Source organism: Paenibacillus sp. FSL H7-0350, from assembly GCF_038593195.1.
Lineage (GTDB): Bacteria > Bacillota > Bacilli > Paenibacillales > Paenibacillaceae > Paenibacillus_AQ.
Map to the genome: position 1 here is coordinate 3,057,692 of NZ_CP151972.1, position 18,183 is coordinate 3,075,874.

17 protein-coding genes and 1 riboswitch are annotated in these 18,183 nt (G+C 52.4%); of the genes, 3 read left to right on the forward strand and 14 right to left on the reverse strand.

Going from position 1 to position 18,183, the window contains the following annotated elements; all coding sequences use genetic code 11:
* Nucleotides 1–143: 143 nt before the first annotated feature.
* Nucleotides 144–503, reverse strand: a complete 360-nt coding sequence (locus NYE24_RS13945) for an iron-sulfur cluster assembly accessory protein (protein WP_342478920.1) — start codon at nt 501–503, stop codon at nt 144–146.
* A 399-nt stretch (nt 504–902) separates the two neighbouring features.
* Here NYE24_RS13945 and mqnE point away from each other — a divergent pair, with 399 nt between their 5' ends.
* Both mqnE and NYE24_RS13955 read left to right on the forward strand, forming a co-directional pair.
* Nucleotides 903–2,009, forward strand: coding sequence for an aminofutalosine synthase MqnE (gene mqnE, locus NYE24_RS13950; protein WP_341167092.1), 1,107 nt, complete (start codon nt 903–905; stop codon nt 2,007–2,009).
* 78 nt (nt 2,010–2,087) lie between these two features.
* Nucleotides 2,088–3,149 carry an NAD(P)/FAD-dependent oxidoreductase gene (locus NYE24_RS13955; protein ID WP_036701682.1) on the forward strand — a complete coding sequence of 354 codons (1,062 nt, stop codon included), beginning with the start codon at nt 2,088–2,090 and terminating at the stop codon, nt 3,147–3,149.
* Nucleotides 3,150–3,175: 26 nt separating this feature from the next.
* Here NYE24_RS13955 and NYE24_RS13960 read toward each other — a convergent pair whose 3' ends face one another.
* Nucleotides 3,176–3,430: a YuzB family protein gene (locus NYE24_RS13960; protein WP_063829082.1), complete on the reverse strand. Its 255-nt coding sequence runs from the start codon at nt 3,428–3,430 to the stop codon at nt 3,176–3,178.
* A gap of 82 nt (nt 3,431–3,512) precedes the next feature.
* On the opposite strand from NYE24_RS13960, the gene NYE24_RS13965 reads away from it, so the two are divergent.
* Nucleotides 3,513–3,761 (forward strand): NifU family protein, encoded by a 249-nt coding sequence (locus tag NYE24_RS13965; RefSeq protein WP_036701687.1) that lies wholly within the window; start codon nt 3,513–3,515, stop codon nt 3,759–3,761.
* Between the two features lie 184 nt (nt 3,762–3,945).
* Here the strand turns inward: NYE24_RS13965 and NYE24_RS13970 are convergent, their stop codons facing one another.
* From NYE24_RS13970 to NYE24_RS14025, 12 genes are all read right to left on the reverse strand, one after another.
* Nucleotides 3,946–4,794: a MetQ/NlpA family ABC transporter substrate-binding protein gene (locus tag NYE24_RS13970; RefSeq protein WP_342478921.1), complete on the reverse strand. Its 849-nt coding sequence runs from the start codon at nt 4,792–4,794 to the stop codon at nt 3,946–3,948.
* Nucleotides 4,795–4,852: 58 nt separating this feature from the next.
* Entirely contained in the window at nt 4,853–5,521 is a 669-nt protein-coding gene (locus NYE24_RS13975) for a methionine ABC transporter permease (protein ID WP_341026793.1), read from the reverse strand.
* The gene (locus NYE24_RS13980) at nt 5,521–6,537 is read right to left on the reverse strand and encodes a methionine ABC transporter ATP-binding protein (protein ID WP_036701694.1); all 1,017 of its coding nucleotides are present in this window, start codon (nt 6,535–6,537) and stop codon (nt 5,521–5,523) included. Before NYE24_RS13980 ends, NYE24_RS13975 begins: the two co-directional genes overlap by 1 nt.
* Nucleotides 6,538–6,639: 102 nt before the next feature.
* Nucleotides 6,640–6,775, reverse strand: a riboswitch (SAM riboswitch).
* Nucleotides 6,776–6,866: 91 nt separating this feature from the next.
* On the reverse strand, nt 6,867–7,613 hold the full coding sequence (locus NYE24_RS13985) for a Cthe_2314 family HEPN domain-containing protein (protein ID WP_036701697.1): 747 nt from the start codon (nt 7,611–7,613) through the stop codon (nt 6,867–6,869).
* 26 nt (nt 7,614–7,639) lie between these two features.
* Nucleotides 7,640–9,412 (reverse strand): UbiD family decarboxylase, encoded by a 1,773-nt coding sequence (locus NYE24_RS13990; protein ID WP_342478922.1) that lies wholly within the window; start codon nt 9,410–9,412, stop codon nt 7,640–7,642.
* Between the two features lie 61 nt (nt 9,413–9,473).
* Nucleotides 9,474–10,409, reverse strand: a complete 936-nt coding sequence (locus tag NYE24_RS13995) for a COX15/CtaA family protein (protein ID WP_342478923.1) — start codon at nt 10,407–10,409, stop codon at nt 9,474–9,476.
* Nucleotides 10,410–10,494: 85 nt separating this feature from the next.
* Nucleotides 10,495–10,839, reverse strand: a complete 345-nt coding sequence (locus NYE24_RS14000; RefSeq protein WP_341016885.1) for a thioredoxin family protein — start codon at nt 10,837–10,839, stop codon at nt 10,495–10,497.
* An 86-nt stretch (nt 10,840–10,925) separates the two neighbouring features.
* Nucleotides 10,926–12,554 (reverse strand): polysaccharide biosynthesis protein, encoded by a 1,629-nt coding sequence (locus NYE24_RS14005; RefSeq protein ID WP_342478924.1) that lies wholly within the window; start codon nt 12,552–12,554, stop codon nt 10,926–10,928.
* Between the two features lie 26 nt (nt 12,555–12,580).
* Nucleotides 12,581–13,066, reverse strand: a complete 486-nt coding sequence (locus NYE24_RS14010; RefSeq protein ID WP_036701705.1) for a DUF456 family protein — start codon at nt 13,064–13,066, stop codon at nt 12,581–12,583.
* A gap of 19 nt (nt 13,067–13,085) precedes the next feature.
* Nucleotides 13,086–13,865, reverse strand: a complete 780-nt coding sequence (locus tag NYE24_RS14015) for a Cof-type HAD-IIB family hydrolase (protein WP_036701707.1) — start codon at nt 13,863–13,865, stop codon at nt 13,086–13,088.
* Nucleotides 13,866–13,960: 95 nt separating this feature from the next.
* The gene (locus NYE24_RS14020) at nt 13,961–16,075 is read right to left on the reverse strand and encodes a penicillin-binding transpeptidase domain-containing protein (protein WP_076161492.1); all 2,115 of its coding nucleotides are present in this window, start codon (nt 16,073–16,075) and stop codon (nt 13,961–13,963) included.
* A gap of 33 nt (nt 16,076–16,108) precedes the next feature.
* Complete coding sequence (locus NYE24_RS14025) at nt 16,109–18,175, reverse strand: penicillin-binding protein 2 (RefSeq protein ID WP_342478925.1); 2,067 nt, start codon at nt 18,173–18,175, stop codon at nt 16,109–16,111.
* Between the last annotated feature and the right edge of the window lie 8 nt (nt 18,176–18,183).

An 18,183-nucleotide genomic window follows, 5' to 3' on the forward strand; every position in this document is an offset into this window, starting at 1 on the left:
GTTACATCACTATATTTTAACATATAATGGTTTAAGTCAACATAAAAAACCTCCTAATAAGTACAGTTTGCACCATACACAATTAGGAGGTTTTGAAATCCGCAATCAACGCTTACTTTATCAATCATTCAGCATTCACAGGCTTAACAAGGCTCCGCCGCCGGATTCCCCGCCTCTTCCTTCGTGCGGAATGAGGAGCCGCAGCCGCATGTAGCGGAAGCATTCGGATTATTGATGGTGAAGCCGCCGGTCATGCCGGATTCCTCGAAGTCGATCTCGAGGCCGTTCAGGTAACGGATATCGTCTTTGCTGACGACTACTTTCAGACCTGCAACGTCCATGTAGACGTCCTGCTCACTCTCGGTATCGTCGAAGCCCATTGCGTACGAGAATCCGCTGCAGCCCCCGGCGGTGACGCCCAGACGGAGAAACATATCCGGCACTTCCTGCTCCGCAAGCATAGCCTTCAATTGGCCTGCCGCTGTATCACTTATGCTAATCATAATTACAACCTCCTTAGGGTTCACTATATTGGAATCAAGCAGCCTTCTGGCTGTGTGTAATGAAATCAAAGCCTTGCGCGGGAAAAGAATGAGTATGATGTATATCATTTTCATTGGCTCTTGAAATCAGTATACTCCACTATTCTTCTGCCCTCAAGTCGCAAACTCTCCGCTGATATGCAATTTATACCGGAAGTCCTACGGTTTCTGGCGGTTGCTCCCCCTCAAGTAGAGGTTTATAATAAGAAAAGCGATAACCAAGAGTATTTTCAAAAAAATTCGAAAAATTGTCACGGGGGTTGCAGTTAACCTCTATTTATTATGCCGGCTGTTGCCGGATATTCTCAGGTACACGATTATGCGATGCAACCGCCTCGCCAACCTTCAGGAGGAACTTATATGTCTACCCTAATTACACCCCACACGGATGCCCGGATGGCGAACATCATTGAGAAGGTTCGCGGCGGAGAACGATTGAATTTGGAAGATGGCGTTTATTTATATGAGAGTAACGATCTCTTAACGATCGGACAGCTGGCCAATGAGGTCAATCTGCGAAAGAACGGGAATAAAGTCTATTTTATCGAGAACATGAGTCTATATTTCACCAATGTCTGCGAATCCCGGTGTGCCTTCTGTAATTTCCGCAAGGATGAAGGCGAAGAAGGAGCTTATACCCTATCCGGCCAGGAGATGGTGGAGTATGTGCAGCAGCATATTCATCCCGGCGTGCGCGAGTTCCATATTGTAGGCGGCCATAATGATAATGTGCCCTTCCAGTACTACGTTGATTCGCTGCGGGCCCTGAACGAGCATTTCCCCGAGGTGACTCTCAAGGCCTATACAGCGGCAGAGATCGACTTCTTCACCCGCATCAGCGGACTCAGTATCCGTGAGGTGCTGGAGCAGCTGCGCGCTGCCGGACTGAAGACCCTTACCGGAGGAGGGGCAGAGATTCTGTCTGACCAGTACCGCAAAAAAATGCGCGTTGATAAAGCCAATGTCGAGGAATATCTTGAGGTGCACCGCACCGCCCATCACCTTGGCATGAAGACCCATACCACGATGCTGTACGGGTCGATTGAGTCCCGTGAGGACCGCATCCGCCATATGCTGCAAATTCGTGACCTGCAGGACGAGACCGGCGGATTCATGGTATTCATTCCGTTGTCCATGCAGCCCAAGAACAAGAATGCGGGCATCATGCGCCGCAACTCCGCGAATGAGGATCTGAAGACCATTGCGGTCAGCCGCCTGATGCTGGACAATTTCGATCATATCAAGGCTTACTTCATTAATATCGGACCCCAGTTGACCCAGGTTGCCCTGAACTTCGGCGCTTCCGATGTGCACGGAACGATCCTGAAGGAACGAATCAGCCATGCTGCCGGCGCGCTGACACCGGAAGGGCTGACCCGCGATGAGCTGATCTGGCTCGTGAAGGGTGCGGGACGGATTCCTGTAGAACGGGATACCTTCTACAACGAGATCAAGGTATACGAATAAGAACAGAACAAGCTTACCTCAGCCAGTGAACGCAGAACTGCCTTGTCCATTACGTACCCGAAAGGAAGATCAGTTCGCATGAGAACCTTACTTGTCCTGGGCGGCGGCTACGGCGGTCTTGCCCTCATTCAGCAGCTGCTGGATCATCATCTCCCTTCTGATGTGGAAATCATTCTGGTGGACCGGATGCCGTATCAGGGGATCAAGACCGAATATTATGCACTGGCCGCAGGCACCGTCACCGATTACCATCTGCGGATTCAATTCCCGGTACACCCCCGCCTGACCGTTCGTTACGGGCAGGTGGGTTCCATTGATCTGGAGAGCAAGCTGGTCCTGCTCGATTCCGGGGAGCCGATAGCCTATGATATCCTGGCGATTGCCCTGGGCTGTACGGATAATTACCATAACATTCCTGGAGCTGAGGAATACACCTGCAGTATTCAGAGCTTCGCCGGAACCCGCGAAACTTACCGCAGGCTGAACGATGTGAAGCCTTATGGAACCGTCAACATTGTCGGCGGGGGACTAAGCGGCGTAGAGATTGCTTCGGAGCTGCGGGAGAGCCGGCCAGATCTGAATATCTCGCTGATGGACCGGGGAGATCGTATTCTGTCTTCTTTTCCGGCTAAGCTGTCCAGGTATGTCGAGGAATGGTTCAGTGAGCATCAGGTGGAGACGATCGGCGGGGTGTCGGTCTCTCATGTCGAAAAGGATGCCATCTTCAATGGCACCCAGGCTATTCCGGCGGATGTGACGGTATGGACTGCCGGTATTCAGCCGGTGAAGGTCGTGCAGCAGCTTGAGCTTCCGAAGGACCGCGGAGGCAGGCTCATTGTCGGGGAATATTACAATATCGCTGAATATCCGGAGGTCTATGTGATCGGGGATTGTGCCAGCCTGCCCTTCGCCCCCAGTGCACAGGCGGCGGGTGCCCAGGGCGAGCAGGTGGGTCAGATTATTCAGGCACTGTGGCGGGGAGAAACCCCGAAGCTGCATAAGATTAAGCTGAAGGGAACTCTCGGTTCACTCGGCAAAAATGCCGGTTTCGGCCTGATGGGCCGCCGCTCTGTCATGGGCCGGGTTCCGCGCCTGCTGAAGAGCGGCGTGCTGTGGATGTCTAAACGCCATTTCGGCTGATGAAACCCGGCTTGAACCCAGGCGGTTTAGTCAATCTCCAGGTTGTCCCAGGCTTCTGCCTCTCGTATAGCGGCTTCTATGGCCTCTTCCAGAGCAGCAGGGGAATCAGCCTCAATGATCTCCCCGTCAACCATGGCGAACGGCTGGAGATAACACTCTCCGCAGTTGTTCAGACAGCCGTACTCCACTACATCATATTCAGGGTTTTGTTCCAGCTTAAGCTTGAGCGGTTCAGTGCCGTGGCCGATGTTGCTGGCACAGAATTCTATAATTGGTCTCATGATGATCTCCCTATTCTGCCTTAACCATTTTATTTTTTAACTTTTTGTACTATAATAAACATACGAAAGGAGTGATTGAGAAATGAGTGAGAATGTACAAAGCGCAACCATGTACGATGAAGTACTGGAAGTCCTTGATAAACTTCGTCCGTTCCTGCAGCGCGATGGCGGTGACGTGGAACTGATTGATGTTGAAGACGGCATCGTTAAGCTGAAGCTTATGGGTGCATGCGGCAGTTGCCCAAGCTCCACGATCACGCTAAAAGCCGGGATCGAACGCGCCCTGATTGAAGAAGTAGAAGGCGTGGAAGAAGTCGTTCAGGTATTCTAATCCCGTTTCATAAACCATCCCGGCCTCCGCTAAGAGGCCGGGATTTTTTTTATTATAGAGGATTTCGTCTGTAGGATCAACCACCTGGCTTCGCAAAAAAACCAGAAGCCGCTCCGCTAGCCAATTCCGGCTACCGGGCTGCTTCTGGTCTCACTAGGATTACTCAGCTTGCCTAAGCTTAAGCTTAGAATGCCGGAATAATCGCTCCGTCATATTGCTTATCGATGAATGCCTTCGCTTCCGGGGATGTCAGCGCTGCTGCCAGCTTCTGAATGGCATCGGAATCCTTATTGTCAGGACGGGCTACCAGCAGGTTGGCATACGGGGAGTCGCCGCCTTCAATGAACAACGCATCCTTCGTAGGAGACAGCTTAGCATCCAGTGCAAAGTTGGTGTTGATCAGCGCCAGGTCTACTTCATCCAGCTGACGGGGCAGCATGGCTGCATCCAGCTCAATGATATCCAGCTTCTTGGCGTTCTCAGTGATATCCGCTTTGGTAGAGGCAATATTGGTGTCATCCTTCAGCTTGATCAGGCCGTTCTTAGCCAGCAGAATCAAGGCGCGTCCGCCGTTCGTTGCATCATTCGGAATTGCAACCTTTGCACCCTCTGCCAATTCGTCGACCGATTTGATTTTTTTGGAATAAGCGCCAAATGGCTCTACATGAACAGCAGTTACAGATACGAGATCTGTGCCGTTCTTGGCGTTCTGATCATCCAGGTAAGGCTTGTGCTGGAAGAAGTTCGCATCGAGCTGCTTCTCGGCAAGCTGTGTATTGGGAAGAATATAATCTGTGAATTCTTTAATTTCCAGCTTAATGCCTTGGGCTTCAAGCAGTGGGGCAATCGCTTTGAGGATTTCCGCATGCGGTACAGGAGAAGCACCAATCACCAGGGTTACCGGGTCCGCAGCAGGCTCTGTAGTCGGTTCTGTAGCAGCAGAATTCGTGGTGTTATTGGCCTTGTTGTTTCCGCAAGCGGCAAGCACCAATACCAAGGTCAGGCTGAAGAATGTAAGCAGTACTTTTTTCATCTGTAAATCCCCCTCTAATCCATATGTTTTATTGAATAAGGCTATATGTGGACGTACCTTATTTCCGTGTAAAATGTCTTACCAGCCGGTCACCGGCCATTTGCAGCAGTTGGACGAGTATTACTATCAGTGCCACTGCGATAATCATAACTTCCTTCATATAACGGTAATAGCCGTAACGGATCGCCAGATCCCCCAGACCGCCGCCGCCAATAAATCCCGCCATGGCAGTATAAGAGACAAGGGTCACTAAAGTAATGGTTATTCCGGCAAGCAAGCCCGGACGAGCCTCCGGCAGCAAGACGCGCATCACGATCTGCCCGGTGGATGCCCCCATGCCCTGCGCTGCTTCAATAATTCCCCGGTCAACCTCCCGCAGCGCCGTTTCCACCAGTCTGGCGAAAAAGGGAGCCGCACCGACCACCAGTGCCAGAATGGTTCCGCGCACACCGATGGAGGTGCCCATAATGATCTTGCTGAGCGGAATCAGGGCCACCATGAGAATGATAAACGGAACGGAACGCAGGATATTTACGATAAATGATAATGCCGAGTAAACAGCTCTGATAATAGTGTTATTTGATCTCCCCCATAAATATAGCATAATTCCGAGCGGTAAACCAAGGATAATTGTGAATAATCCTGAAATAACTACCATGTTAAGTGTAGCCACCGTTGCATCGAGCATTTCTGCCCAATCAATCTTATTAAAATCCAGTCCGCCCATCAGGAAATCACCTCCACATCAAGACCTTGCGCTACTAACTCCGTAAGCGTGGCTTCAACCGCATCGGCAGGTCCTTCGAACCGTACAATCAGCTGCCCGTAAGGAACATCCTTGATCGTTGAGATCGTGCCATGGAGAATGGCGAAGTGAACCCCGGTTCCTTGAACCACCTGTGAGAGCGTGGATCCGTAAGTCTTTTGCCCGAGAAAAGTGATTTTGACCGACTTCGTGTAGCCTGGGTGCACAGCATCAATTGCTTGCCGGAGCGGTCCATCCGACTGGGTCTCACTGCGGATGAATTCCCTGGTAACCTCATGCTTCGGCTTCAGAAATACCTCGGCCACTTCACCCTGCTCCACAATACCGCCTCCATGGATCACGGCAACACGGTCGCAGATGCTCTGAATCACATGCATCTCATGGGTAATCAGCACGATGGTCAGATGGAATTTGCTGTTGATATCCATCAGCAGGCGAAGAATGGAGTCTGTCGTCTGCGGATCAAGCGCCGAGGTCGCTTCATCGCATAACAGAACGTCCGGATCACTCGCCAACGCCCGGGCGATCCCGACACGCTGCTTCTGTCCGCCGGATAGCTGAGCCGGGTACTTATTCCAGTGCTCCTCCAGTCCAACCAGGGCGAGCAGATCTTTAACCTTTTGTTCAATCTCATTCCTTCCGGCTCCGATCAGCCGCAGTGGAAATGCGATATTATCATAGACTGTAGCCGATGAGAGCAGATTGAAATGCTGAAAAATCATCCCGATCTTGCGCCGCTGCTCTTGCAGCTGTCTCTGGCTAAGCGCTGTAAGCTCCACACCGTCCACCCACACCTCGCCCGCAGTCGGGCGCTCGAGCAGATTAATGCAGCGGATCAGCGTGCTTTTGCCGGCCCCGGAGTGACCGATCACCCCGAAGATTTCACCCTTCTTAATCGACAGGCTCAGCGCAGAGAGTGCAGTTGCCTGCTTACTGCCTTTGCCGTACACCTTGGTTATATCCTTCAATTCTATCAACCGCTGCGTCCCCCTTCTGTTCTAGCTTCCATCATTGCAATAAAAAGACCCCCTACGATCCATGCAGATCGCAAGAGGCCCTGTGTGTATAATGACAATGCCTTCTCATCTGCCAAATACCCCAAAACCGGCGGCATTGTAGGAATTAGCACCATGACATTTGGGTACAGCGTAAAGCTGTATTCAAACCGGTTGCCGGGCTTCATCGGGCCTATCCCTCCGCCGCTCTCGATAAGATAATAGTATGAAGTTATATATTCCGTATCATGTCAGAAGTTAATGTATGCCTAAGTATATTCAGTTTCGAGTTTTTTGTCAAAGGTAAGTTTTTACGAACGGGCATGCCCGGATTTCGGGCCTGGGACCGCTAATTTCTTGTGCCATTGCGCATTCCCGTACTTGTATGCGGCTGCCAGTGATTGGCATACCATCTCCAGACTCTGCTTCAAATCCTCCAGATGGCTGTCCAGATCCTCCAGACGGATCTTATCATGCAATCCCTGGTGACGCTGCCAGAGATCGTCGGTCATCTCCGCGTTCATGTAATGGATCTCGGCATTCCGCCGCTTGCGCAGATTCTCCACCGGCTCCCGGTAGGAATTCCTGATCCGCTCCAGTTCGTCCGCCAGCGGATGATGCGCATGAAGCAGCTGAAATTGCCTCAGCACCGTAAAGTAGGAGAAATGCGTTTTCACCTTGCCTGTATTGAGATTGTACAGATTGTTCAGCACCGTGCCCAGCTTGTCCAGCAGCGAGAAGACACGGATGAAGCCATCCTTGTAGAAATACACATATCTGGCGTACTCCCCCTGCTCGGTGGACGACATATCATCCATATAACCGGCTATTACTGACTTCCGGAAAAAGGCGGCTGCGAACCAGCTCTGCTCCAGCTCATCCAGAGAGGAGATCAAGCCCCGTGTCCAGATTTCCAGCTTGCGGTATTCATGGTCATGGTCTTCATGTGCCGCCATCTCCTTGCGCAGCATGGAGGCAGCCTTCGCCATGGATTCCATAGCTTCAGCCAGCACACCGCTGTTCACGCGGGGCGGCTCTCCCAGTAATGTCCGCAGCATATTTTGACCCTCCTTAAAGTTCACTTCTACGCTAGAGGAAAATAATGATTCCAATTGCGGTCTACCCGCTTCGCAATATCCTCGCTCGGAGCCAGCTCCTCCGGGTATCCCGGCTTCATCCGGGCATCTATAATGATCGGCAGCGTATAGCTGACACTGCCCCGTTGTACCCCAGCCGCCGAATAAATATCGTCCGCTGGATTGAAGCGGGTGAATACAGACCACAGGAATGAGGTCTGCGTGCTTACCGCCTCTTCCGCCTGATCGACCAGCACAATCAAAGGCCAGTCGGTCTCCCTCTCCTTGAAGGCAGCCACCAGCCGTTCCGGCAGCTCCGGGTCCTCTTCATAGGATGCACCGGAAACGGCTAAACATCCTCCGCAATAAGGCACAGCGGCGGTGATTGATGGGAGCAGCCCCTCTGTATAGGTCTTTGGCAGCTGACGGACCGGGCTGCCGATGCCCGCCATCACAGCCTTACTGCCATGGTTCAGCTTGCGTCCAGTATAATCCAGCGTATCCATGGAGGTATTGGCAAAGATCGTCAGATCCAATTGCGGATTGAAGCGCTCAAGCACCGTTTCCAGCAACTTGGGAAAGTCGGTAAGCTCTACCTGCACATTAGTTAGCAGAAGGAATTTGGTTAAGGAGAGCTGGCCTTCCCCTAAGATACGAAACGCTGACACCATATACTCACGCGGATAGCTCTCCCTCACGACCGCTGAGGTCAATGATTGCGAACCGGATTCGGAATAGGACCATAGCGCTTTGACCGAAGGGATCAGCAGAGGATAGGCCGGAGCGAGCAGCCGTTGCAAATAATCCTTCAGGTAATAATCCTCCTGGCGCGGCTTGCCGGTGATGGTCGCCGGGTAGATGGCATCCTTGCGGTGCCACATGCGCTGAACATGCATGACCGGGAAATCATGCTGCATGGAATAGTAGCCGGACTGGCTCCCATACGGGCCTTCCGCTCTCCGCTCCAGCGGAGACACGCGTCCCCGGATGGAGAACTCGGCCTCTGCCGGAATCCGGTGCCCGCCCAAGGGGTCCTGCACCATGGGAAGCTTGCCACCCAGCATCAGCGAGGCTAGCAGCAGCTCCGGAATCCGTTCCGGGACCGGAGCCACTGCCGCAGCAATCAGGGCCGGCGGCCCGCCGATGAAGACAGACACCGGCAGGGTCTCCCCGAGATGCTCTGCCTGCGAGTGATGAAAGCCGCCGCCCTTGTGAATCTGCCAGTGAATGCCTGTGGTACTGTCGTCATACATCTGAATCCGGTACATTCCGAGGTTATGATCCTTAGGGTTGGTGATATTCTCCGTATAGACCAGAGGAAGCGTGAGGAATGCCCCGCCATCCTTAGGCCAGGCTGTGATCCGGGGCAGCTCCTTAAGCGGATCACTGCTGCTGCAGACGCCGAGCACAGGAGCCTCTCCTTGCGGTATGTTCTTGGTCCCTGCCCTCAGCAGCTCAAGCAGCACCGTCTTCTCCCGCCATAAGCCGGCGGCGGAAGGCGGGATCAGCTGCTCCATCGCCGTTGTCAGCGACTTCAGCAGCTGCTCCGGTCTTGTCCCAAAGGCTTTGTTGACGCGCCGGACTGAACCGAATAGATTCGTAGCGACCGGGAACGGTGTTCCTTGCACGTTCGTGAACAGCAGTGCCGGGCCTTCCTCCTGCACCACCCGGCGGTGAATTTCGGCAAGCTCCAGATAAGGATCAACAGGCGTATCTATCACTGCCAGATCCTTATCCCTGCGGAGTTGCTCGATCCATTGTCGTAAATTACCGTATCGCACTATAGCCTTCCTCCTCAAACAGGACGTTATGCTTATCCCGTCCACCGTTGCCTTATGCTTATCACTTGCTGCCTCTGCCAGCTCCGCTTAACTGCCAGACCCTTACACTCATGTAGCACAGAACCCCGAAGAGTCCGGAGATCAGCACAATATGAGACATCGCAGCAAATATGTACAATTTCTCATTATTCAGTGTGTATACCACAGCCGCTCCGCTGAATACCTGCATCAGGCATAGCAGAACTGCCGCTACTCCCAGAGCCCTCAGCTCCGGCAGCTCCTTATACTTCCAGAAGGCCAGATGCCCAAGCATAGCCGTCAGCAGGAAAAGAATCGCCGCCGCAATCCGGTGCACAAATACGATCCCTACTCCGCCGCTCATCTCCGGAATCCATTGTCCGTTGCACAGCGGCCAGCCGGAGCACCCGCCCTGGGAGCTGGTGTGGCTTACATAGGCCCCTATATAGACAACGATATATGAATATACTGCAGTAACCCAGGTTAAGTTGCGGAAGGCCGGGCGGACTTTGGGACTTCCTGTGCTGAGTTCCGCTCCAGGGGAGAATGCCCGCCGGGTCCCAAGCGCCAGCATCAGCGAACCGGCGAAGGCGATCAGCGAGAAGCCCATATGCAGGGCCATGACTGCAGCTGACTGCGACTTCACTACTGCAAGCGCTCCCATCCCGCCTTGAACGATGACGAAGATCAGGGTCAGCAGGGCGTAGGCCAGCAGATCCTTGCGGTGCCTGGCATAACGCCAGAAGGCAACCATGGAAGCCAGTGATAACAGGCCCGCCAGGCCGCTGAACAAACGGTGGGTATATTCAATCAGAGAGCCGATGGTGTAGGCAGGAATCAGCTTCCCGTGGCACAGCGGCCACTCATTCCCGCATTCCAGTCCCGAGCCGGTCTTCGTCACCACAACCCCGCCAAACAGCGCCATGAACATAATGAGACAGGTCAGATAGCTGAGCCATTTTAATTGAAGTGTCGTCAATAGTATCACCCGTATTGTATAGGAATGAGTTTATAAGAAAAAAGCACCGCTTCTGCTCGAATTGGGCGAAAGCGGTGCTGCGTAATTACTTGTGAATGCTGAGATAAACGTCCAGCGCCGTATCAAGGAACTTCTCGATTTCTTCCCGGGACTTGCGGAGCTTGTTCACGAACCGGACCAGTTCCCGTCCATCGGTGTACGCGACAAAGCTTGGAATGCCCAGTATATTCTGTTCCTGGCTGACATCGCCTACAGCATCGACATCCACTTCCACCAGGGTAAGACGCTCTGCATATTTCTGCTGCACATCCGGCATGAACGGATCAATGAATTTACAATCCACACACCAATCTGCCTTGAAGACTGCCACCGTCAGGCGCGGAGACTGAATTGCTACCTGAAACTGGGCAGGGGAGCTGATTTTGTCCATCAATTGACCATTCCCTTCTATCAGAAAGTTCCACACGAAGCTTGCTCTTTAAGTGAATCAAAATGTAAGGAATAAGTCAAACATCATTATTCACCGGAACGTACACGGGCCCGCTGCAATTTCATCAAAGGACCCAGCACCTTGCGGAGCGGACGGGGATAACCGGCAACCTCCTGGCTGCTGAGTACGCCCAGAATAATCAGGAGAACCAGATAGACAATCACCACTGCCGCTCCAACCACCAGACAGGTAATCAGGAAGGCCAGGCGGGCCGGCATCAGCTGCGTCATCAATATACCTGCTTCATTAAGGCCATAACCAATTCCCCCCGAAGCCAGGACCGCAATGAAGAAGCCTCCCCAGCGTTTGCCGAGAATAGTGAAGGGGACGATTTTTTTGAGCATCCGCAGATTAAGCAGTGTAATCACTATGAAGCACAGTGCCGTAGAACCGATAATACCATAAATGCCAAACCACTGGCTGAACAGGAAATTGGAGCCGAACTTCACGAGGATACCCACAAGCACGTAATACATCGATATCCGCGATTTGCCCATTCCAAGCAGGATGGAGTTAGTGGTCATCATCGTAATCTGGAAAATAGTACCGAGTGTCAGCATCGCCACAATGCCGCTGCCATCCAGTGTTTTGAACAGCAGGCCATTAACGGAATACGCCGCCACGACCAGAGAGAGTACAACCGGTGTGCCGGTCAGAATAGACACCCGCATGGCGAGTGTGACCTGACGCTGCAGGTGCTGTTCATCTTTGCGTGCGAAGGCGGCAGATATTATCGGAATCAGCGATGCACTTAGGGCGATCGACAATACCGGAGGAATCCCGGCCACACTCTGTGCCCGGCTGCCGAAGATACTTAGGGCCCAAGTAGCCTGCTCCATCCCGATCTTACCGCTAAGCAGCGGAACAATGAAAGAAGTATCAATAAAGTTCACTACAGGCACCGTAACAGAAGATAATACAATCGGTATGGACAGCTTGAAAATATCCTTATAAATCTTCAGCAGCGGGATACGGGCCTCACTCGATTCATACAGTGCCACCTTCTCCTCGCTGCGGCGCAGCTTCATGGCATAATACAGCATCACGCCGAAGGCGCCGATACTGCCGAGTACACTGCCGAAGGATGCGCCTGCCGCCATCCAGGTATTGCTGTAGCCCTGGTGCAGCAGGATGAATGCAAGCAGAATGGCTGTGGATACCCGGGCAATCTGCTCGACAATCTGTGAGATGCCCCCGGCCATCATATTGTTACGGCCCTGGAAATACCCGCGCATCATCGCGATTGTAGGGAACAGCAGCAGCGCCGGGGCAATTGCCCGGATGGCCAGAGTACTCTCTGGAACCTTGCTGTATTCAGCGTAATATGGAGCAGCTATGTATAGCGTCACACCCATAATCACACCAACAATTGCAGCAAAGATAAGAGCAGCCCGATACACCTGCTGAGCTTCCTGCGGTCGGTTCAGCGCATAGCGCTCGGACACCATTTTACTAAGCGTGCTGGGAATACCGGCTGTCGCCAGCGGCAACAGTAGCAAATATACATTATTAGCGATCGTAAACGACGCATTCCCTGTTGTATTGAATAAATGCTCCAGCGGCACCCGCTGGGCAAGCCCGAGGACACGGGCCACCAGTGCGGCTGCCGCCAGAATTAGCGTGCCTTTGACAAAGGATTCTTTCTTGGTGGACAAGCTGTTTCGCCTTCTTCACAATAAATTTAAAAACGTCCGATCCAGATAAAGAAGAGGACGATCATAACAATCTGCAGAATAATCTTGACGACTGTGCTGCTGAACAGCCCGAGCAGAGCGCCGAAGCTCACCTTAACCGCTTTACCGGCCTTCTCGCCGGCAATCAGCTCGCCGATGAAAGCACCCAGGAACGGGCCAATCAGCAAGCCAAACGCCGGAATCAGAAACGGACCGATAATCAGACCGATGGTGCTGCCGATCACCGAGGCGCGGGAGCCGCCGAATTTTTTGACGCCCCAGGCCCCGACAACATAGTCGGCAATGAACAGCACCACAACGATTAGCGTCTGGGCAATCCAGAACCAGGGTCCGAAGGAGCCGAAGGAAAAGAACCAGCCATATACAAAGAAAGCCAGGTAAATCGCAAGCGCCCCCGGCAAGATTGGATATACCGCTCCTGCCATTCCGATTGCGAATAAAGCAATGATCAGAATCCAGCCCAGAATTGTCAATTCCCTCAACTCCTTAATCTTAAGCTCGTTTCGATATTCTGCCGGCCGAGGTTCCGGCCTCTGTCAGGATGTACTTCTGAATCACTTCGGCGATCCCGTCTTCGTTGTTCGTAGCTACAACCGCATCCGCTTCCTGCTTGACAGTTTCCTGCGCATTGCCCATAGCCACTCCAAAGCCGGACTGCTGGATCGCTGCCAGATCGTTGAGGCTGTCACCTACGGCAACAACCTGGGACATGTTAATGCCCAGCAGCTTGCAGACCTCAAGTATGCCTGAAGCCTTGTTGACGCCCAGTGGATTAATCTCCAGGTTGAACGGCGAGGAGTTGGTGATCTCCAGCCCGCCCAGCTCCTGCAGCCGCATCAGCAGCTTATGGCGGATATCGTTATCCTCGGTGGAATAGCCGAATTTCAACCATTCCCTGCTGTCAATCTCCCCGTCCCAGCTATCCCGGTTGTACACCTCATCTACAGAGTAGGCCCAGAACCAGATGTCGAATTCCTCCGCGATTTTGTGCATCTCTTTGACTAGCTCCACATCCATCAGGGACCGGCGGTACAGCTCATGAGGTGCACGCCAGACTTCACTTCCGTTCACCATAATCATCGGAGTGTTGAGGCCAAGCTGTTCAGCATAAGGCATCGCACTGCGCGAGGAGCGTCCCGTAGACAGGCAGACATGTACGCCGGCCTCCATCGCTTTTTTGATCCATTCCACTGTAAGCGGGGTAATCTTCTGTTCGTCGTTCAGTAGGGTTCCATCCATATCCAAGGCAAGCAGGCGGTATTTGGCAGTCATTTGCCACCCCTCCATTCTTGGTTGCTCTTTCGTTTGAAGGCAACCGTATATTTGGTATTTCTCGCAAATACATCTCCATCATGGCTATAATATCATCAGTTTGTTGCGGCAGTATTATCGGAATTGTCACCGGAAGCAGTACCGTCATTCGGGTTCGCTGTTTTCAGGCTTTTCTTAGGCACGCCATCCAGCCCGTATTCCCAGTCGTAGGCATCGAAAATTTTACGCGCAACCGGAGCCGCACTGTTGGAGCCGAATCCCCCTTCGGGGATGACTACAGCAACAGCCAACTTAGGATTATTACGCGGGGCGAAGGCAATAAATACCCCGTTATCGCGCAATTGCCCTTTTCCCAGCTGCTGTGAGGTCCCTGTCTTACGGGCAAAATCATAAGGGAAATCTGCGAATGCCGAGACCTTACTGTTCATACCCTTTTTAATTTCTCTCCAAAAGGACTTGTCAAAGGTCGTTACTTCATCCAGCACCTCGCGCTCAAATTTCTTGACCACCTTGCCCGATGAATCTGTAATCTTGCTGACAAGCTGCGGCTTGATCCGCACCCCTTCATTGGCAAGCGTAGAAGCATACTGAGCTAACTGCAGTACCGTATAGCGGCCCTGCTGTCCGAAGGAGGCATAGACCAATGCGGCTTGCGCACTGCCCGCTGCCTTAGTATCCGTGTAGTTGATCTGTCCCAGGTATTCATTAGGGAGACCGCTCTGCGTGGATACGCCAAGGCCGAATTCCTTCATATACTTATCCCAGACTCCAATGCCTTCCCCCTTGTATTGATCGTAAATCCTCTTGCCGATCATATCCACCATGAACACGTTAGAGGAATCCTCAATCGCCTTCGCCGGGTCCATCCGGCCGTATACGTGACCCGAGGAATTGCGGACAGAGGATTTATCATCCTTACCGAAATAGGCAATCCCTTTGTCATTGTACGTATAGGAAGTGCTGAAGAAGCCTTCATTTAGACCGATCAGCACCGTCAGCGGCTTAATGGTGGAGCCGAGCAGTACCGTGGAACCAAATCCATGACCGGACAGGCCCGAAGAATACGGGGTAATAGTCCCGTTCTGATAGTTGCCCATGATCTTGTTCCAGGTATCCGAATCCAGCTTCTCCGCTGTCCAGACATTGGTATCGTAATCCGGCATACTGGCCATGGCTACGATATTGCCGGTATCGACCTCCATCGCCACGGCATAGCCTGTCTTGGCATCAGGATGGGTCTTGCCTTGTACAGAGTTGCGGTGCAGCCAATTGATCTGTTCGGTGATGGCCTGCTCCGTCTTAAGCTGAACATTCTTGTCAATCGTCATCCAGATATCATTACCCTTGACAGGCGGCACTACCTCTTCTACCTTCTCGGCCATGTTCTGCGGATTCACCGAGATGACCTGATAGCCGTTCTTGCCGCGCAGCTCCCGCTGGTATTGCAGCTCCAGACCATCGAAGCCGACGAATTCATCGTCTTTATAATTCAGGCCGGGATCTGCGCTGATCTTCTTCATCGCACTCTGAATATTCTTGTAGATGTTGAGTGTGTTGGAGGATTTGAAGGGCTTGATATACCCGACTGTCTGCACGGCAACAGTATCCTTGTCATAATGACGCACGCCTTCTTCTACGATCTCAAGGCCCGGGAATTCGCTTTTATGCTCCATGAAATAGGCAATTTCCTTGGTTGTCAGACCGGATTTGATCTTGCGGGCCATATAGCCTGAATATTTCTTGAAATATAAATCCAGAGAATTAATCACTTCATTAACAGTCAGCTTCTCGCCGTTCGGGTCGCCATATTCGTCAAATTTCGCAACCAGATTATTCGCCAGCGCATACGCATTGGCCCTTGCCTCCGGCTTCAGCGAGCTGATTCCCGTCTCCTTGTCCAGTGCCTTCGCTGTATATTCCTTCGTAAGCGTAACATACAGCGTTTGAACGGAGGTCGAGTAGGCAATTTGCTCGCCTGCGGCTGCGCGGATTCCCCCACGGATGGAGGCGAGGGGTACACTTTTGGTATCCCGGCTGGTCTCCACCTCGGTCAGCGTGGGTCCTTCCACAAATTGAATAACTGCGAGACGGATAATAATTACACAAAAAATAACAAACGTACTGAAGAAAAACACGTTAAGACGCAGGCCAAGCGAGCTCTTGCTGCCCTTCTCTTCCGGGGGGGAGGCCTGCTTTCGGAAAACACCCACAGTTTTTCACTCCTCTACATCAAAATAAACCGTTTAATCCACCCTTGACTCGGGCACATTCTTCTTAGGCACTCCATCCAGTCCATACTCCTGGTCATAGGCTTCAAAGATTTGGCGGGCTACCGGTGCTGCACTGTTCGCGCCAAAACCGCCTTCCGGAATAATCACGGCCACCGCAAGCTTAGGATGCTCACGTGGAGCATAAGCAATGAATACCCCGTTGTCACGGGTAGCCCCGAAGGCTTCCATCTCAGAGGTTCCTGTCTTGCGGGCGAAGTCATACGGAAATCCGTCAAACGCCTTAACCTTAGTATTCATCCCGCGCTTGATCTCCTTCCAGTAAGAAGGATGAAACGAGATGCTGTCCAGAACTTCCCGTCCAAATTGCTTAACCGTCTTGCCGTCGGGATCTGTAATCTTACTGACGAGCTGGGGCTTAATCCGCACACCTTCATTCGCAAGTGTGGCCGTATACTGGGCAAGCTGTAATGCGGTATATTTCCCCTTCTGGCCGAAGGAGGCAAGTACCAGCGCCGATTGGGAAGAGCCTGCCTTCTTCGGATCAAGATAATCGGCAACTCCGGCACTTTCACCCGGAAGCCCGCTTTGCGTAGACACCCCAAGGCCGAAGGCCTTCATATATTTGTCCCATATGGCAATCCCTTCTCCCGGATACTTCTTGTACAGGGCATTACCGACCCACTCTACCATAAAAGCATTCGAGGACTCCTGAATAGCCTTCGCCGGACTAAGCGGGCCCAGGACATGGCCGGAGGAATTCCTCACCGAGGAGCTGTTATCCTTACCGAAATAACCAATCCCTTTATCTATATAAGTATCACTGGTAGTGAATAAGCCTTCCTCCAGACCGATCAAGACACTTAACGGCTTAATCGTGGAGCCCAGGAAGATTAATGACTTCAGCCCGTTGCCGGAGATACCGGAGGAAATATCGGTAATCGTCCCGTTCTGATAATAATCCCTAATCTTGTCGTACACTTCAGGAACCAGCGTCTCGGCATTCCAGACATTCGTATCATAGTCCGGCATACTCGCCATTGCCACTACATTGCCTGTATCAACTTCCATGGCAACGGCATAGCCGGTGAGCGTATCCTTATGAAGCTTCCCCTGTACAGGGTTGCGGTGCAGCCAGTTGAGCTGATCATTGATGGCCTGCTCTGTTCTCATCTGCACCTTCTTGTTAATCGTCATCCAGATATCGTTGCCCTTGACGGGCGGGATCAACGCGACAACCTCTTCGGCCATGTTCTGGGCATTGACAGAGATCGTCTGATACCCGTTCTTCCCTCTAAGCTCACGCTGATATTGCTGTTCAAGACCATAGATGCCGACAAACTCATCTTCCCTGTAGCTAAGCCCCGGGTCCGCACCCGTTTGTTTCATGGCGCTGCGGATATTTTTGTATAAATTATATCCTTCTTCTGTAGAACGGAATTGCTTCATATAGCCTACCGTTTGAACGGCCACCGTGTCCTTGTCATAATGGCGGATACTCTCCTCTACAACAGACACCCCGGGATAGCGCTGCCTGTTCTCCATCAGATGGGCGACTTCCTTCATCGTAAGACCGGCCTTGATCTTACGCGGGACATATCCCAGTGACTTCTTATAATCAAGGTCCAGCAGCAGCAGAACATCCTCCTTGAGCAGCTTCTTCGCAGAGGGATCACCATACTGTTCAAAAACGGATGACAGCCCCGCCGCCAGCGCTTTCGTATTCGCCTTGGCTTCAGCGGTCGGTTCATATAAGCCGGTCTTCTTATTCTTGACCTTTGCGGTGTATTCTTGGGTTAACGTAACGAATAATGACTGAACCGGTGTGGAATGGGCAATGTCTTCCCCTCCCGCCGCGTGAATAGTCCCCCGGATCGCCGCAAGCGGAACATCCTTGGTCTCCCGGCTGGCCTCCACCTCGCTGAGCTCGGGACTCTCTACAAACTGCAGTCCCGCAAGCCGGATCATCATGATCACAAAAATAAAAAAAGCACCAAAGAAAAATAGATTTATGCGTAAGCTCAGGTAGTTGCGGGTCTCTCCATTGCCCGGGCCGGAGCCCGGCTTACCGAACCATCTCACAGCAAGTC

Coding starts and splice junctions, on each gene's coding strand:
- NYE24_RS13945 (WP_342478920.1), bottom strand. CDS start 503: ATGATTAGCATAAGTGATACAGCGGCAGGCCAATTGAAGGCTATGCTT.
- NYE24_RS14015 (WP_036701707.1), bottom strand. CDS start 13,865: ATGACTGCCAAATACCGCCTGCTTGCCTTGGATATGGATGGAACCCTA.
- NYE24_RS13970 (WP_342478921.1), bottom strand. CDS start 4,794: ATGAAAAAAGTACTGCTTACATTCTTCAGCCTGACCTTGGTATTGGTG.
- NYE24_RS14000 (WP_341016885.1), bottom strand. CDS start 10,839: ATGGACAAAATCAGCTCCCCTGCCCAGTTTCAGGTAGCAATTCAGTCT.
- mqnE (WP_341167092.1), top strand. CDS start 903: ATGTCTACCCTAATTACACCCCACACGGATGCCCGGATGGCGAACATC.
- NYE24_RS13965 (WP_036701687.1), top strand. CDS start 3,513: ATGAGTGAGAATGTACAAAGCGCAACCATGTACGATGAAGTACTGGAA.
- NYE24_RS13985 (WP_036701697.1), bottom strand. CDS start 7,613: ATGCTGCGGACATTACTGGGAGAGCCGCCCCGCGTGAACAGCGGTGTG.
- NYE24_RS13955 (WP_036701682.1), top strand. CDS start 2,088: ATGAGAACCTTACTTGTCCTGGGCGGCGGCTACGGCGGTCTTGCCCTC.
- NYE24_RS13975 (WP_341026793.1), bottom strand. CDS start 5,521: ATGGGCGGACTGGATTTTAATAAGATTGATTGGGCAGAAATGCTCGAT.
- NYE24_RS13960 (WP_063829082.1), bottom strand. CDS start 3,430: ATGAGACCAATTATAGAATTCTGTGCCAGCAACATCGGCCACGGCACT.